Here is a 16,968-nt window from a genome sequence, read left to right on the forward strand (position 1 = left end):
AGCACCGGAGATAAATATTAGTGTTATATAGCGGATCCATTGCAACATGTTTTTCCCTGTGGGAATTTAATTCTAAAATAATGTCTAATATTGTATTCCAGATAACGCAGTAACTGCACACCAGAAGTGCTAAACATAGTCTTAAAGTTATAACAATGAGACTTTGCTCATTTTTAATTAGCCGTTAATCTAATAGAGAAGAGATTATAATATTTATATTAGGAATATATAATGCGAAATCATATATTCCAGTGATATTAAGCAATGACAAATTCAATACGGGTTTTAGAAATTAAACCGTGACCATGCTGGCAGAAATAATCCACCGCACCACACGCTTTTAACACCTGTAACGGTTGGTGGCAGTCAGGGCAAAGTGCCTGGACGATGAAATCTTTGTCGCAAGTTACGCAGTGAGCCGTCTCGCCTTGACGTTCGAGAGGTTTTTGGCAGATTGGGCAGCTGAGTTCCATAAATGATCCTCACATTTTCATGAGTTTCCCTTTCCATATGGAAAGGGAAACCAGATAAGTAATTACTTACTTTTCTTGATATGCTTCAGCAGGCGCTTACGCTTACGCATCTGGGTCGGCGTCAGGGTGTTACGCTTGTTCGCATATGGGTTTTCCCCTTCTTTGAACTGAATACGAATCGGCGTACCCATCACATCCAGAGACTTGCGGAAGTAGTTCATCAGATAACGCTTGTAGGAATCCGGCAGGTCTTTTACCTGGTTACCGTGAATCACCACAATCGGCGGGTTATAACCACCGGCGTGGGCATATTTCAGCTTCACGCGACGCCCGCGTACCAGTGGCGGCTGGTGATCTTCAACAGCCATGGTCATGATTCGTGTCAGCATAGACGTACCCACGCGACGGGTAGAGCTGTCATATGCTTCACGCACTGATTCAAACAGGTTACCAACACCACTGCCGTGCAATGCAGAGATAAAGTGCACGCGAGCAAAATCAATAAAGCCCAGACGGAAGTCCAGCGTCTCTTTCACCTGCTCTTTCACTTCCTGGCTCAGGCCATCCCACTTGTTCACCACAATCACAAGTGAGCGCCCACTATTGAGAATAAAGCCCAGCAGAGAGAGATCCTGATCGGAAATACCTTCGCGTGCATCAATGACCAGCATCACCACGTTGGCATCTTCAATTGCCTGCAACGTTTTGATTACTGAGAACTTCTCTACCGCATCGGTGATTTTGCCGCGTTTACGTACGCCTGCGGTGTCAATGAGTACATACTCACGTCCGTCACGTTCCATTGGAATGTAGATACTGTCACGCGTTGTGCCTGGCATGTCGTAAACCACAACGCGTTCTTCACCGAGAATACGGTTAGTGAGCGTAGACTTACCGACGTTCGGACGCCCCACAATCGCCAGTTTGATCGGCAGACTTTGCGGGTCGAAGTCGTCTTCCTCTTCTTCTTCGCCGTTCTCTTGCGCTTCAAATTGCGCCCAGTATTCTGCGTCTTCGTCCACTTCTTCTTGCGGCGCGAGATCTTCCATCCACGGCAGAAGGACGTGCTCCAGCAGGCTTAATACACCACGACCATGAGACGCGGCAATTGGGTAGATTTCGCCTAAACCGAGCGAATAGAAATCAACAACTGCCTGGTCTGGATCTAAACCATCAGTTTTGTTTGCCACCAGGAAGGTAGGTTTTTCTCGGGAGCGCAGGTGCTTGGCAATAGCTTCATCTGCCGGCATCAGGCCAGCACGCGCATCAACCATAAACAGTACAACGTCTGCTTCTTCAATCGCCAGCAGCGACTGTTCCGCCATGCGGGTTTCAACACCGTCTTCCGTACCGTCAATACCGCCGGTATCAATACAGATAAACTCGCGGCCTTCAATTTCTGCACGACCGTACTTACGGTCACGAGTCAGACCCGGGAAATCCGCAACCAGCGCATCTCGGGTGCGAGTTAGACGGTTAAATAACGTGGATTTTCCTACGTTAGGGCGCCCGACAAGCGCGACCACAGGTACCATGTTTAAAGCCTCATTTTTATAAATCATCAGACAACGATCGCTTTTTTTGCGTCGTTGTTAAAAACAGGAAAACGGCCCCTGTCCAGGAGCCGTTTTCAAAGTGAACGACAGAGACGATTAACGTGTAATGGAGTACACAGTCCCGTCTTTTGCCTGGATCAGCAGTTTGCCATCAGCGGCAACCGGTTCGGTCTGGAAACCGGAGCTATCAACTTTTTGCTGGGCAACGAAACGACCATCTTCGACGTTAATCCAGTGCAGATAGCCTTCACTGTCACCCACCACCAGGTTGCCATTATACAGCACCGGAGAAGTCAGCAGGCGATGCAACAGATCGCTTTGCGTCCACAGCGTAACGCCGCCATCAATAGTCAACGCCATCACCCGGTCATTTTGATCGACCAGATAGATGCGGTTGCCGTCGACGATGAAATCATTCACCGAACCCAGTTCGCGTTTCCACATAATCTGACCGCTGCGCAGATCAAGCGCCGTCAGGTTACCATTATAGGCCAGTGCAAAAACAACGCCGTTAATGATTACCGGAGTTGTGTCAACATCGCTCAGACGGTCGATTTCAGTAGAGCCGGTCGCCTGAGAGATGCGCTGTTGCCAAATCATCTGGCCCTGTTGCATCAGTACTGCGCTGACGCGGCCATTATCACCACCAACAACTGCTGCGCCAAACGCTGTGGCTGGCGCAGATTCGCCACGCAAAGAGAGCGAAGGCATATCAAGGTTAACTGTCCATTTAACAGCACCGTCTGCTTCGTTCAGCGCTTGCAACTGACCATTACTAGTGTGGATAAGTACCAGACCATCGCTAACCACCGGGCGAGAAAGTGCTTCACCTGCGACTTTAGTTTGCCATGCTACAGTACCATCGCTGGTATTCAGCGCGTAAACCTGCGCCTTTTCGCTGCCAATGTAAACGTGACCACCTGCTACGGTCACGCCGCCAGAAAGCAATGCCGGCTCTTTAGACAACCAGCCATCTTTCTCGGCCAGACTGACAGACCAGATTTCTTTGCCGTCATCCGCATTCATCGCTTTTACTAAACCAGCGCGGTCTGCTGCATAGACAACGTTGTCCGCCAGTGCCGGATGAAGATTAGAATAGAAGTTGCCAATGCCGCTACCAACAGAGGTGCTCCACGCCGTGGTCGGCGTAAACTGGTTTTCAACGGTCGGCAATGGGGACATCTTTACCACATCTTCTTCGCTGTTAAACAGCGAACAGCCGCTTAAAAGAGTAACGGAAAGCAGTCCTGGCAGCAGTAATTTACGCAATTGCATCGGGTCCCTCTCAGATGGACAAATTATTAATTTTCATCTGCATCATTTCGCTCAGTGCCGGGGTAGCATCGCTTTTCACGCCTGCTTCCCATGCACTACGCGCACCTTGCTTATCACCTTTGCTCAGCAATGCTTCACCACGCAGGTCGGCAACAATGGCAGCCCACCCTTCACCTTTAATGGTTTCAAGGGTTTTCAGCGCGGCATCAGCCTGCTTGAGCTGCACCTGAACTCGGGCAAGACGCAGATTTATCACGGCTTTGAGATTTTCATCGCTCGTGTCCGCCAACCCCTGTTGCAATTGGGCGGCAGCTTTCTCTAGTTCATTTTTGTCAACAAATTGCTGCGCAAGTTCCAAAGAAGCCAGCGCGCCATAAGTATTTTTATTTTCAGCAGCGAATTTTTCCACCGCCGGAATGCTGTCTGGTTTGCCTTCGCTAACTGCGGTAACCGCATTTTGATAGGCAAGAGAAGTGGAGCGTGCGGAATCAACCTGATGGCTGTTCCAGTAGCGCCAGCCAATCAGTGCGCCAACGCCCAAAATCACCCCAACAGCCAGTGCTTTGCCATTTTCAGCAAAAAAGCGTTTAACCGCTTCAACCTGGTCGTTTTCGTTCTCGTAAATTTCCACGCTGTCCTTCTCCTTCCTTAACCCAGTAACGTGCGCAAATGCGCGGCTACGCTATCCTGCGCAACTGCCGTTTGCTCACCAGAGCGCAAATCCTTCACTACTGCCGTGCCGTTGGCCACTTCGGACTCACCCAGCACCACAGCAACGCGTGCGCCCCATTTATCAGCACGGGCAAACTGTTTCTTAAAGTTGCCGCCGCCGTGGTTGGTCATCAATTTCACACCCGGTAATTCATCACGTAGACGCTCAGCTAATGCCAGCGCCGCAGATTGTGTATCGGCGCCTGAAGCCACCAGGTATATATCGACAACGGGATCGGCTTTAAATTCCGGATTAACTGCCTGAACTAACAATACAAGACGTTCGAGGCCCATCGCAAAACCTACTGCCGGTGTTGCACGGCCACCTAGCTGTTCCACCAGACCGTCATAACGACCGCCTGCGCACACGGTTCCCTGGGAACCGAGGCTGTTAGTCACCCATTCGAAAACGGTACGATTGTAGTAATCCAGACCACGCACCAAACGCTGGTTGACGGTGTAGGCAATACCTGCGCTCTCCAGCAGTTTGCACAGACCAGCAAAATGCTCGCGAGACTCCTCGTCAAGATAATCGCCTAACGCCGGAGCGTCATTGAGTAACGCCTGCACTTCCGGATTTTTGGAATCCAGCACGCGCAGCGGGTTGGTGTACATGCGGCGTTTGCAGTCTTCGTCCAGCTTTTCTTTATGCTGTTCGAGGAATGCCACTAAAGCGTCGCGGTAGTTCGCTCGTGCTTCCAGTGAACCGATTGAGTTCAGTTCGAGGGTAACGTGTTCAGAGATACCCAGCGCACGCCACCAGCGAGCAGTAAGCATGATCAGTTCGGCGTCAATATCCGGACCTTGCAGACCGAAGACTTCACAACCTAGCTGATGGAATTGACGATAACGGCCTTTTTGCGGACGCTCATGGCGGAACATCGGCCCGATATACCACAGACGCTGTTCCTGATTGTACAGAAGACCATGCTCGATGCCGGCGCGTACACAGCCCGCCGTCCCTTCAGGGCGCAAAGTCAGGCTGTCGCCGTTGCGATCCTCAAAGGTATACATCTCTTTTTCAACCACGTCGGTGACTTCACCAATCGCACGTTTGAATAGCGGGGTCTGCTCTACAATCGGCAAGCGGATTTCACTGTAACCGTAGCTGCCGAGCACGTTTTTCAGTGTGCCTTCAATGCGCTGCCAAATGGCCGTTTCGCCAGGCAGGTAATCGTTCATGCCGCGAATGGCTTGAATGTTTTTTGCCACGTTTATTCTCTTTCTGAATATAAAAATGAACCCTCAACGCTTCCGTCAATGTTTCGGGAGCTATGCGGGTTCAATCATACACGGGAAGCGAGGCGCTTCCCATCACGTTATTATTTTTCAACCTGCTGAACGTCAATTCGACGCGCTTCGTCCAGCTGACTGGCTTTCGCACGAATGCGCGCTTCCAGCTGGTCGATCATGTCATTGTTGTCCAGACGGTCTTTGCGCACGCCATCTTCATAAAGGCCGCTTTTCTTGTTACCGCCCGTGACGCCGAGTGTAGAAACCAGTGCCTCGCCAGGGCCATTCACCACGCAACCAATGATCGAAACGTCCATCGGGGTAATGATATCTTCCAGACGCTGCTCAAGTGCGTTAACCGTACCAATGACGTCAAACTCCTGACGAGAACAGGTCGGGCAGGCGATGAAGTTGATCCCGCGCGAACGGATTCGCAGCGATTTAAGGATATCGAAACCGACTTTGATCTCTTCAACCGGATCGGCAGCCAGCGAAACGCGCAGCGTGTCACCAATACCTTCAGACAGCAACAGACCTAAACCGATGGCAGATTTCACCGCCCCACTGCGTGCGCCGCCGGCTTCGGTGATCCCAAGATGCAGCGGCTGATCGATCTGTTTTGCCAGCAGACGATACGATTCTACTGCCAGGAAAACGTCTGACGCTTTGACACTGACTTTAAACTGATCGAAGTTCAGACGATCAAGATGATCAACATGGCGCATGGCGGACTCAAGCAACGCCTGCGGCGTCGGTTCGCCATACTTTTCTTGCAGATCTTTTTCCAGTGATCCCGCGTTAACGCCAATACGGATCGGAATGTTTTTATCGCGCGCACAGTCAACCACCATGCGAATACGCTCTTCATTACCGATATTGCCTGGGTTAATGCGCAGGCAGTCGACGCCGTATTCCGCCACTTTCAGCGCAATGCGATAGTCAAAGTGGATGTCGGCCACCAGCGGTACGTTAACCTGCTGTTTGATGAGTTTGAACGCTTCTGCCGCGTCCATCGTCGGTACTGAAACACGGACGATATCGGCACCAACACGTTCCAGCGCCTTGATTTGATTGACCGTCGCTTCGACGTCCGTCGTGCGCGTATTAGTCATGGACTGTACGGCGATGGGAGCTCCATCGCCAATCGGCACATTCCCAACGTAAATACGTGTTGATTTTCTACGTTGAATTGGAGCCTGGTTATGCATGCAAAATCTCCCGCGTTACCCGTCTGTTACTGCGCCGGTGATTGTTCGGCATTTAGGGTCAGACGCGCAACCTGGTTAGTTCTGATAAAACGACTCAGATCGACAGGTTTCCCTTGATACTGGATCTGTACTGCGGCCGGCGCACCAATTTTCAGTTTATACGGTGCCTGGCCGGTTAAATTCAAATTACCGTCTTTACGCTGCATCCCGCTGAACAGTTTTTTACCGGTAGCATCAGTGACTTCCAGCCAGCAATCGGCAGTAAAGTTCATCACCAGTGCATTCGGGTTAGCCGCCGGCGTAGTCACGCCTGCCTGATCGGTTGGCAGTGGTGCTGTGTCATCTGACGTCGTTGCCGTTGGCGCGGTCGTAGCAGTGGTATCCACATTCGCCTGCGAAGGCGGAACAACTGCGTTCTGCTGTGGTTCAACGGCAGGTGCCGGCATGGTCACGTCTGACGTTTGCGTGTTTGCAGCAGTAGTATCCGCAGGTGCTGACGTCGTGGTGGAGTCACTCTGACTAGCGTTTGAGGAGGTATCTAACGGCACGCTCTGTGCCTGGCCGCTATTACCGTTCAGTTCCGCTGTGGTCTGATCGGCCATAGTCGTGATCTCTTCCTGCTGGGCTTTGTGATCTTGCCACCACCAGGCACCGCTCAGTCCAATCACCACGAATAACACCAGCCAGGTGAAGGTCATCAGCCAGCCATCGCGTTTTTTACGTCGCTTGCCGAGAGAGAAACTCTGCATAGGCGCAACTTTTGCGGCCCGTAACGGAGCCTGTTTTTCCAGCCCCGGCAGCAGTTCTTCTTCCGGAATATGCACCAGTCGTGCATAAGACCGGATATACCCGCGCAGGAATGTTGATGCAAGGTCGGCTGGCGCCTTATCCTCTTCAATATCGCGTACCGTGGAAACCTTCAGACAAAGTCGTTCGGCAACGGCTTGCTGGCTAAGTCCAAGTTGTTCGCGGGCATTACGCAAGCGAGCGCCGGTAGTAAGTGCTTCATTTTGGTCGTGCGTGGCTTCAGTATTCATTCGCTGCAGGTACGTTTAAATGAGAATTGAGATGCCGGTGAGCCATCATGCTCACCCACACCGCGAGACATCCATTAAGTTAACCTTTATCATACAGTATAAGACTGTCTGTGTGCTCATGACAAAGCCCACATGAATCAAAGCTAACTCACTGTTGCATCGTTACATACTGCCTTAAAGTCAGCAAAAACGCACCGTTAATATTGATCAGACAATTGCAACTTAATGCTATATTCATAAAAGATTACGCCACGGTACAAAAAGTAACCGTGGCGCAAGAGACATCAAACCGTTTTCACGTCGATGGCTTCACCCTGCATCCGTTTGCGCAGGGTACGTTTAGTGCGGTCGATAACCTCGCCCGCTAATTGCCCGCAGGCAGCGTCGATATCATCCCCACGCGTTTTACGCACGATGGTTGTGAACCCATAGCTCATCAACACTTTTGAGAAGCGATCGATACGACTGTTCGAACTGCGGCCATACGGCGCGCCCGGGAACGGGTTCCACGGAATCAGGTTGATCTTACACGGCGTATCTTTCAGCAGCTCCGCCAGTTGATGCGCGTGCTCTGTACCGTCGTTAACATGGTCAAGCATCACGTATTCAATGGTGACGCGGCCCTGGTTGGCATTGGACTTTTCCAGATAGCGGCGTACAGCAGCGAGGAAAGTTTCGATATTGTACTTTTTGTTGATCGGTACAATTTCGTCACGAATTTCGTCGTTCGGCGCGTGCAGAGAGATTGCCAGCGCAACGTCAATCATATCGCCCAGTTTATCCAGTGCCGGAACAACACCCGATGTAGAGAGCGTCACGCGACGTTTAGACAAGCCAAAGCCAAAATCGTCGAGCATGATTTCCATCGCCGGAACGACATTGTTCAGGTTGAGCAGCGGTTCGCCCATGCCCATCATCACTACGTTAGTGATCGGGCGCTGACCGGTGACTTTTGCTGCGCCGACGATTTTCGCCGCACGCCACACCTGGCCGATAATTTCCGACACCCGCAGGTTACGGTTGAAACCTTGCTGGGCAGTGGAACAAAATTTACACTCCAGCGCACAGCCGACCTGCGAGGAGACGCAAAGTGTGGCGCGGTCGTCTTCCGGAATGTACACCGTTTCAACGCGCTGATCGCCCACGGCAATTGCCCATTTAATGGTGCCGTCAGATGAACGCTGTTCTTCAACCACTTCCGGTGCGCGGATCTCCGCCACCTCTTTCAGCTTGCCACGCAACACTTTGTTGATGTCGGTCATCTCATCAAAGTTGTCGCAGCAATAGTGATACATCCACTTCATCACCTGATCGGCGCGGAAGGGTTTTTCACCCAAATCTTTAAAAAACTCCCGCATCTGCTGACGGTTGAGATCCAGCAGGTTGATTTTTCCATCTTTCGTGGTGACGTTTTCAGGTGTGACTAATTGTTCAGACATATGCTATTCCGGCCTCGTTATTACACGTTATGGCCCCTGGAGGGTTGAAAAAAGAAACGCCCCGGTGAGCGACTGCTCGTCCGGGGGCGCTGCATTGTACAAATTCTGGCGCATGGATGCCACGTTTGCACGCGGCATTTACGAAAATATTAACGTGTGCGCGGACACACTTCGCCTTCACCGAAGAAGAAGGCGATTTCGCGAGCGGCAGATTCTACGGAATCAGAACCGTGGGTACCGTTTTCGGTCAGGCTATCAGCATAATCAGCACGCAGAGTACCGGCCAGTGCGTTGGCCGGGTTGGTCGCGCCCAGCAGATCGCGGTGACGCTGAACGGCGTTTTCACCTTCCAGTACGGAAACCACGATCGGGCCAGAGGTCATGAATTCAACCAGACCATCAAAGAACGGTTTTCCATCGTGTTCAGCATAAAAGCCACGAGCCTGTTCAACGGTCAGGTGCAGCATTTTGGTGCCGACAATTTTGAATCCAGCAGCTTCAAAGCGCGCAAAGATATTACCAATAACGTTTTTTGCTACCGCGTTCGGTTTGATGATGGAAAAAGTACGTTCAATAGCCATTTTTACCTCTGTAAATTATTCTGTTGTTGTCTGTACCAGCGTACGAGATGGCGCGGATTATAATGAGCTACAGGGCCGTTGACTATTGATGAAGGTAACATTTTTTTAAAATAAACCGAGTTTAAGCAACAAAATCTGACAAAACAGACTACTGCATGGCAAATCTCACCGTCGCGACCTGTCCCATTTCATCCATCACCAGTAACTGATAATCACCTTTTTCACTCAAACGCAACGTAATGTTACGCCCACGTTCAGTTAACGGCGCACCATTAAGAAACCACCATCGTTCACCTGTGCCACCCGTGGTTTGCACAGGCAAAGAAGCATCAGCAGTGCCAGGTAAACGTTTAATAATCGCGCCATCGCGAACGCCTGTCAGCTGCAGCGGGAGCTGGGCATCGTGACCGTACGGCGGGCAACTTGTTGATGCCGATGGCAGGCGTGCGGCGCGGCGCTCCGATGCAGGCAGCCAGGGTTCCAGCGGTAGCGGCCAGACATTTATCATTTCTTGTCGCGCCTGAGGGCAATCAGCGGCAACACGTTTGCCGTTTTCATCCAGCCAGATGGGGAAACGAATGCCATTAATGCCTTCCTGCTCCGGTAGTAATAGAGTTGGCGGCTGGCTCCCGTCCAGCAGCCAGGTTGCCAGGCGGCGGCGACAGTTACCGTCACCTTCCGGCAAAGACTGTCCGCCCGGCCAGCAGATAACGCCACGGCTTACAGAGTCAGGACGCGGGTCTTCCGGCAGATTCGCACTGTGCGACAGTAAGATATTATTGACCTGATTCAACAGCGGTACGGCGCTGGCAAAACCAAACTGACCGACAACGGGCGTGCCGTCCGGCCTGCCGGTCCAGATACCGACCACATAGCGAGCGTTTATCCCTATTGCCCATGCATCGCGGTAGCCATAACTGGTTCCTGTTTTCCACGCCAGTGGTACGACGCGTGGCAAGGCGCTATCCGGAAGCGGCTGCGCTTCATCTGCCATAATACGGCGGATAATCCACGCGGCCCCCAGCGACATTAACGGTCGCTCAAGTAATGGGTCGCCCGGCTGTAAGCGCAACTTACCCGCCTTACCGTGGCGAGCAAACGCAGTATACGCTGCAGCCATATCTTCCAGTTTTGCACCAGCGCCGCCAAGAATGAGCGAAAGATTGGGCGCAGCACCGTTGGGCAGATACAACGGCAATCCAACATTGCGTAATTTTGCCGCAAACCGTTTCGGGCCATAGGCTTCCAGCACCTGCACAGCAGGTAAGTTCAGCGAGCGCACCAGCGCCTCGCTCATGCTGATCGGGCCATGAAAACCGCTGTCAAAGTTACCAGGTCGATAATCACCGGTGCGTCGGGGGACGTCTTGCAACAGCGATGCCGGGTGGATCAAACCTTCATCCAGCGCCAGACCATAAACAAATGGTTTGAGCACCGATCCTGGCGATCGGATCGCATTAACCATATCAACATGACCAAAGCGTGAATCATCGTTGAGATCGACCGATCCTACCCAACCGCGAACACGCATATCGGTATGATCAACCACGATCATCGCCAGTGAGCTGCGCGCCGGCAATCGTCCTTTCCAGTTTTGCGCCAATTCTTCCAGACGTCGTTGAAGACCTGCATCCAGCGTAGTAACGATTTTGTCGCTTTTACTTTTACCGAGCATCATGCGCGAAAACAGCGGTGCCAATTGCGGCATTTGCCTGGGGGCCAGCCAGATGGGCTCTTCACTAGATTCTTTTACCTGCTCACGGGACCACACACCTTGCGCAGCCATCCGTTTGAGCACTTTATTACGAGCGGCCTCGGCACGTTCCGGCCAGCGATCCGGGCGCAGTCGGCTGGGCGCTTGCGGTAACACCGCCAACATTGCTGCCTCGGAATAGCTCAAATTAGCAGGCGATTTTCCGAGATAAGCCCAGCTTGCCGCACCGATCCCCTGTAACGTACCGCCAAACGGGGCGCGGTTAAGATACAAGGTCAGAATTTCACGTTTAGACAGGTGCCATTCCAGTTGAAATGCGCGCCAGAGTTGGCGAATTTTACCGCCAAAGGTTTTCGAATGTGGATCAAGCAGGCGAGCTACCTGCATAGTGAGCGTACTGCCGCCGGAGATAACCCGACCAGAAGTAAGATCCTGCCAGGCAGCACGAGCCACCGAGAATGGGTTCACGCCTGGATGCTTCCAGAACCAGCGATCTTCGTAATTGATCAGTGCTTCGAGATAACGTGGAGAAACATCTTCGATGGTTACCGGATAACGCCAGATGCCATCAGCATCGGCAAAGCGCCAGAGCGGCGTCCCATCCTGCGCCACGACGACGCGTGCGGGGTTAACTTCATGTAGCGGCAGAGGCCAGAGTTTATCTGCCCCCCACGCTGCCAGAATGATAATAAAGGGCGTGACTGCCAGCGTTATCCAGCAGCCACGTTTGGTTAACAGACGAGGCATTTACGGTCTGATAATCAACAAATCTTCAGTAGCGCCAGTCGCCCGCCATTGGGGAACATACATTGATTCCACCATCGGTTGCGGAACCTGATACGTTCCCGGCGTTACCGCCCGCGCCAGATACACCAGCGTTACCGGCTGATATTCATCTACAGCAACCGCCGCTACAAAGCGATCGTCCCGAAACTCAATATGCTTAATGTTCGCTTGTTGCATTTGATTGAGTAGGTTTTGCACTTCGCTGCCACTTTGCTCCAGGCTGGCGCTGCCGTTAGCCAGGTTCTGGTTTTCCAGTTCCAGGCCCGCTGGCAGTAAATCAACGACCAAAGCATCCGGCACGCTGTCACTGGCTTTTACCTGCAACCAGACCAGCACCAGATCGCCGCTACGCAACGAGTCCAGAGACTTACTCTTACCGTCAGTACCAAGAATATGACGCTCAATTTGCAGCACATTGCTCGCAGGTTGTGGTGCGGATTGCGGATAACCGCTGGCATCCACACGCAGCCATAACGGCTGGTCGCCACGGTTGGTCACCTGCAACGCTGCCAGTTGATCGCTATCCAGATTGCTGTTTTGCGCTTTCTCGCCTGTCAACGGCTCGGCAGACAAAGACGTCTGCGCCTGCCATTTACCCGGTAAATCCTGAAGAGTACGGGCGGCCAGGAACAGCGCGTTACTTTCCTGGGTCGAGAGCCAACGTTCGCCAAATGCCTGCTGTGAAAGGGTGTTAATCAATGCCTGCTGTGCATCAGGCAGTAGCTTGTTCTCTTCAAGTAAAGAGAGCATCAGCGCGTTATCGCGCAGTGGGCTACCGTAATCGCCCAGCCATTTCCGTGCATCGTTACGCGACGTTTTCAGCGCCAGCGCAATCGCTTCTTCACCACGCGTCGCATCACCCATGGTTTTCAGCGCAACGCCAAGTTGCAGCAGCGGTAAACCAGAAGCCGCATCTGCACGACGCTCCCAGATTTCGCGTAGCGCACCCAGCGGCGCTTTTTGTTGCCGTGCCAGCACCAGCGCTGCGTAAGACTGAACGGCAAACTTACTGGCTTTAAGATTATCAGCGTACGGAATCGACATCATGCCCGGATCTTGTAAATAGCGCAGCAGACGCTCGTTTCCACGATTAATGGCTTCTGTCGGCACGCTGTAACCCTGTTCACCAGCACGGGTCAGGAAATCCATCACGTAGGCGGTCAGCCAGTACTCTTCGTCACCGTTTTTATCCCACAGGGCAAAGCCGCCGTTATCACGTTGCATTTGCAGCAAACGCGAAATGCCAATATCGACTGCCGCACGGCGTTTATCATCGCTGTCACCTTTTATACCCAACGCCTGCAGTTGGGCTGCATTGGTATAAAGTGACGGAAACAGGCCGCTGGTGGTTTGCTCCAGGCAGCCGTAGGGATATGCTTTTAACTCTTTGATATAACGTGCGATGTTCAGCGGTGGCTTGCCGCTCAACAACAGCTGCCCTTCCAGCGTAACAGGCGAGAAGTTTTGCAACCCATCAGCCGGGAGCGCCCAGGTTTCACCAGGCTGTAATGCCGTACCGTAATTGACCGTTTGTGCCGGGAATGCCGGACGGACGCCGATTTTCCACTGCTTATGCTGATCGGCAACGGTTTCACCTGGTAACGCTAACCCGCTAATGGTGGCCTGAATTTCACCATCGCCAAACCCCGTCAGAGCACGCACCGGGATAAACAGCGTGGTTCGCACACCTGGCGCTAATTCAACAGGTGCGGGGGAATTACTCACCAGTTCAAGCAAGCCACTGGCGGTCAGAGCAACGTTAAGTTTTTGCGGTTTATCGGTAAGATTAGTGATGTCCAGCGTCAGACGTGAGGTGTCGCCGCTAGCCATAAAGCGCGGCATGTTCAGTTCCGCTATCACGGGTGCCGCAACAACCACTTTGCTTTCGTTGCTGCCGAAATCATCTGCCGTCCATGCTTGCGCCATGACGCGCAATTCACCGTTAAAATCGCCAATCGGCAATGTAACCGTGCCTTCGCCCTGTTCGTTGAGCGTTACTGGCAGCGCCTGTTGCGCGACAATATTGACGTGATTTACTGGCGGTTTGCCACCGCGTTTCAGTTCATCACCATCGCCACCAAAGCGCAGTGCAGCCAGACGCCCCTGACCTTCAATAACCTGACCGTAAATATCGTAAATGTCTGCGCCATAGCGTTTCTGACCAAAGAACGCCTGCCACGGATCTGGCGTGACGTAGTCAGTAATATTCAGCACACCACTATCAACGGCAGACACCAGCACATTCACCTGTTTTGGCTTCTCGCCATTTTTAGTGCTGGCTTTAATTTTAACGGTTAATGGTTGATTGGGACGCATTTTTGATGGTGTTTCCAGCGCCAGATCGAGGCGACGGTTTTCATCACCAAGCGGCAAATGCAACACACCAACCGCGCGTTTTGGCGTCGCGGAGCGAGATTTATCGCCAGGACGCACCACCAGAGTACTCAAATAAAGATCATGACGATTCCAGGTTTTATCGACCGGAATCGTCAGATCCAGCCCTTGAGCCGGAACATCAATCTCTTGCCACCACAGCGGCCCTTCACTGGACTCGACCATCGCATAACCTTTACCCGCCGTTGGCGCGGCGATATGCAACTTAATGGTGTCGCCCGGGCGATAACTGGCTTTATCCAGTTTCAGCGTGACACGGTCCGGACGCACTGCGCCGCTACCGTCGCTATTATCCTGCCAGCTATATCCGGCCCAAAAACGCACGCTACTGACCGCTTCATTCGGCGCTTTGACTTCCAGACGATAAGCGCCCCACTCTACCGGAAAACTTACCTTGCCGGTTTCGTCCGCTTTCAGATCCAGCGTTTGCTCATTTTCGATCAGATCTTTTTGATCGAACTGTGACTTCCAGCCTTCATCTTCCGACCAGTTCCAGTAGTAATCGCGACGTTCGCGAATCAGTCGCACCTGCAAGCCCGACACTGCTTTTTTCACGCCCTGCGCATCGCTATAAACGATATCAAAAACAGCGTTACTGTCTTCATCAACAATGGGCTGTTTTACCATGCTGTCAGTACGATAATCGTAAACTGATTTTGAAGAGAACTGCGGACGGATCCCTGGCAGCACATCGGCAGGCCAGATAGCCTGTTCAGCGCGGCGCGTCACCGGGCGACCGCCCGATTCCAGCAAACTCCCCTGGAAAATAACCTGTAATGGGGAATGTACTTCCTTCCACTGGCTTTCAGTGGAAACTTCGCCGCGTCCTTTATCATCCAACGTCAGCTGGACTTCATCCAGCGTGCGGGAAAGGTTTTCGGCAGCAATATCGCCAAATTCGAAACCAGGCAATGCAGAAACGGTTTCACGCAGCGGCCGCAAGAAAAGCTGTCCCTGCAAGGTATTGCCATTAGCAGGTGCACCATACAGGTAGTACCCCACCACGGAGAATTTCACTTCATCTTTTGGCGTTAATGGCGTTTTCTCGCCGGTCAGATTCAACGCCATGCGCTCCGGCATAAAATCTTCGACGTGGAAATCCCACATCCGATACTGGTTATCCCCAGTGTTGGCTCGGATATGCCACATTCCAGTTGCCGCAGTGCTATCCAGCGGCCAGGTAAAGTGGTAGAGGCCATTTTCCGGCTGGCTAACAACACTACGCAGTACCTGCCCGTCAGGTTTAATCACGTCCAGTTTGATGGGTTGATCCGGCAGAGCTTTACCGTCTGCATCACGCAGTAAGCCGTTGAGGATTACCGTTTCGCCAGGGCGATAAAGATCGCGCGGACCAAACATAAAGAACTGTTTGCTGTAGCCTGGCGCGCCAGCAATGTTAAATTCCGCTAAGTCCAGTGCCGGTAGTTTTAAATCGAGCAGCGTTGTCTGACCGTCTTTACGCGCCAGCAGTAGCGCCGCGTTTTTATCATTTTCCAGCTGTACATGGCCCTGTGAATCACTGGTCGCCTGAGTCAGGGTCTGCCCTTTTTCATTTAATAGCGAGACTTCAATTCCTTGCTGGGCCGCGCCGTTTTCCAGGCTTTGAGTAAAGATATCCAGACGATTGTGATAACGGTGGGCCGATACGCCGATATCACTTAACGTAAATAGCGTGGCTGGATTACTGTAATCGTAATGTCCGGCCTGATTCATTACAGCCAGATACACGCCCGCCTGCTGAAGCGGCTTGATATCGCCCAGCGGCAGCAATAATTTTTCGCGGGTGTTACGCGCAGGATTGAGATCAAACCGCCCGGTATAGACCAGGTCCGCCATCTCCAACAGTTTGTCCGATTGCCAGTTCGCCAGTGAGTTACGATATTCCCACTGGCTAATGAAAGCTGGCAGCGATTCCGGCTTAACACGGAAGAAGTTAACATCGACATTGTTAACGTTGAGCGCCATTACCGGCAGTCCTTCCACGACTTTTCCGGGTAGCAGCGAACCACGGCTGGCAAAGCCGACGCTGGGTTGGATATCGCGGGTGGTGATGGTTTTTTCGTAATCTTTACTGAAGGTGGTGTTATTGAGTGCCTTAACTTCCTTGCCAATAGTGACGATCAAATCACGTTTCGGTTCGAGGTGGCGTAAACGCAGTTCTTTGAGATTATCTGACAACTCCCAGGCGCCATCCACTTTTCCGCTCTTTTTATCGACGACATGAATAACACGCGAGAAGTCCTGATCCGGGTCGAGGGGGACAGAGAAAGTCAGTACCAGCGTGGCTGCGCCATCGAGCTGTACCTCAGAGAGATCCAGCAATGTCAGTGACTTACCCGCACTCTGTTGTGCCAGTTTTTGTCGCGCCGGCGAGGAGAGTTTCGCAGAAGTCGCATTTGTCGAAGATGACTCTTTAGCAACTTCAGAAGACGTATCTTTTTTCACTGCAGTTGGCGCGTTATCGTTGTTGTCGCACCCTGCCAGCGCCAGCATCAACATACAGGCGGCTAAGCGTAACTTTTTCATCTCTCATCCCTGCCACAATGGCCCGTTAGCAACGT

At 52.3% G+C, this 16,968-nt stretch carries 11 protein-coding genes; all 11 read right to left on the bottom strand.

Annotated features, from left to right (window positions below):
* Nucleotides 1–257: 257 nt before the first annotated feature.
* Nucleotides 258–473 (bottom strand): zinc ribbon domain-containing protein, encoded by a 216-nt coding sequence (locus FEK42_RS20435; RefSeq protein WP_130207487.1) that lies wholly within the window; start codon nucleotides 471–473, stop codon nucleotides 258–260.
* A 62-nt stretch (nucleotides 474–535) separates the two neighbouring features.
* Nucleotides 536–2,008, bottom strand: a complete 1,473-nt coding sequence (gene der / locus FEK42_RS20440) for a ribosome biogenesis GTPase Der (protein ID WP_135492889.1) — start codon at nucleotides 2,006–2,008, stop codon at nucleotides 536–538.
* Nucleotides 2,009–2,125: 117 nt separating this feature from the next.
* On the bottom strand, nucleotides 2,126–3,304 hold the full coding sequence (gene bamB / locus FEK42_RS20445) for an outer membrane protein assembly factor BamB (protein ID WP_130207489.1): 1,179 nt from the start codon (nucleotides 3,302–3,304) through the stop codon (nucleotides 2,126–2,128).
* 10 nt (nucleotides 3,305–3,314) lie between these two features.
* On the bottom strand, nucleotides 3,315–3,935 hold the full coding sequence (gene yfgM / locus FEK42_RS20450; RefSeq protein ID WP_135492890.1) for an ancillary SecYEG translocon subunit YfgM: 621 nt from the start codon (nucleotides 3,933–3,935) through the stop codon (nucleotides 3,315–3,317).
* 17 nt (nucleotides 3,936–3,952) lie between these two features.
* Nucleotides 3,953–5,227, bottom strand: coding sequence for a histidine--tRNA ligase (hisS, locus tag FEK42_RS20455; protein WP_130237914.1), 1,275 nt, complete (start codon nucleotides 5,225–5,227; stop codon nucleotides 3,953–3,955).
* Between the two features lie 110 nt (nucleotides 5,228–5,337).
* Nucleotides 5,338–6,456 (bottom strand): flavodoxin-dependent (E)-4-hydroxy-3-methylbut-2-enyl-diphosphate synthase, encoded by a 1,119-nt coding sequence (gene ispG, locus FEK42_RS20460; RefSeq protein WP_000551807.1) that lies wholly within the window; start codon nucleotides 6,454–6,456, stop codon nucleotides 5,338–5,340.
* Between the two features lie 26 nt (nucleotides 6,457–6,482).
* The gene (gene rodZ, locus FEK42_RS20465) at nucleotides 6,483–7,493 is read right to left on the bottom strand and encodes a cytoskeleton protein RodZ (RefSeq protein ID WP_135492891.1); all 1,011 of its coding nucleotides are present in this window, start codon (nucleotides 7,491–7,493) and stop codon (nucleotides 6,483–6,485) included.
* 284 nt (nucleotides 7,494–7,777) lie between these two features.
* The gene (locus tag FEK42_RS20470; protein WP_130207500.1) at nucleotides 7,778–8,932 is read right to left on the bottom strand and encodes a bifunctional tRNA (adenosine(37)-C2)-methyltransferase TrmG/ribosomal RNA large subunit methyltransferase RlmN; all 1,155 of its coding nucleotides are present in this window, start codon (nucleotides 8,930–8,932) and stop codon (nucleotides 7,778–7,780) included.
* 149 nt (nucleotides 8,933–9,081) lie between these two features.
* A complete protein-coding gene (gene ndk / locus FEK42_RS20475) occupies nucleotides 9,082–9,513 on the bottom strand; it encodes a nucleoside-diphosphate kinase (RefSeq protein WP_000963835.1) in 432 nt (143 codons plus the stop codon).
* 148 nt (nucleotides 9,514–9,661) lie between these two features.
* Nucleotides 9,662–11,974, bottom strand: a complete 2,313-nt coding sequence (gene pbpC, locus FEK42_RS20480) for a peptidoglycan glycosyltransferase PbpC (RefSeq protein WP_135492892.1) — start codon at nucleotides 11,972–11,974, stop codon at nucleotides 9,662–9,664.
* The gene (gene yfhM, locus FEK42_RS20485; protein ID WP_138211942.1) at nucleotides 11,975–16,933 is read right to left on the bottom strand and encodes an alpha2-macroglobulin; all 4,959 of its coding nucleotides are present in this window, start codon (nucleotides 16,931–16,933) and stop codon (nucleotides 11,975–11,977) included. It abuts the gene before it with no gap.
* Nucleotides 16,934–16,968: the final 35 nt, after the last annotated feature.

The organism is Escherichia sp. E2748 (genome assembly GCF_005781125.1).
Classification (GTDB): domain Bacteria; phylum Pseudomonadota; class Gammaproteobacteria; order Enterobacterales; family Enterobacteriaceae; genus Escherichia.